Consider the following 500-nt stretch of genomic DNA (forward strand, 5'->3'; position numbering starts at 1 on the left):
GACCACGAAGACCGAGGAGAAGGCCATGGCGGCGCCGGCGATCATGGGGTTGAGGAGTCCGGTGGCGGCCAGGGGCAGGGCGGCGGTGTTGTAGGCGAAGGCCCAGAACAGGTTGCCCTTGATGGTGGTCAGGGTGCGGCGGGAGAGGCGGATGGCGTCGGCGGCGGAGCGCAGGTCGCCGCGGACGAGGGTGAGGTCGGCGGCTTGGATGGCGGCGTCGGTGCCGGTGCCGATGGCCAGGCCGAGGTCGGCTTGGGCGAGGGCGGCGGCGTCGTTGACGCCGTCGCCGACCATGGCGACGGTGCGGCCTTGGGCTTGGAGGCGTCGGATGGTGGTGGCCTTGTCCTCGGGGAGGACTTCGGCGATGACGTCTTCGGGGGGGATGCCGATCTCGGTGGCCACCGATTGTGCCGCGAGGTGGTTGTCGCCGGTCAGCAGGAGGGGGCGCAGGCCCAGGGCGCGCAGTGCGGTGACGGCTTCGGCGCTGGTGGGTTTGACGG

General features: G+C 72.0%; 1 protein-coding gene. It reads right to left on the minus strand.

All coding sequences use genetic code 11. The features are described from left to right. On the minus strand, window positions 1-500 hold a 500-nt coding region (locus OO48_RS34015; protein WP_033223536.1), incomplete at both ends, for an HAD-IC family P-type ATPase.

Source organism: Kitasatospora phosalacinea (assembly GCF_000716545.1).
In the GTDB taxonomy this organism is placed as follows: Bacteria; Actinomycetota; Actinomycetes; order Streptomycetales; family Streptomycetaceae; genus Kitasatospora; species Kitasatospora phosalacinea.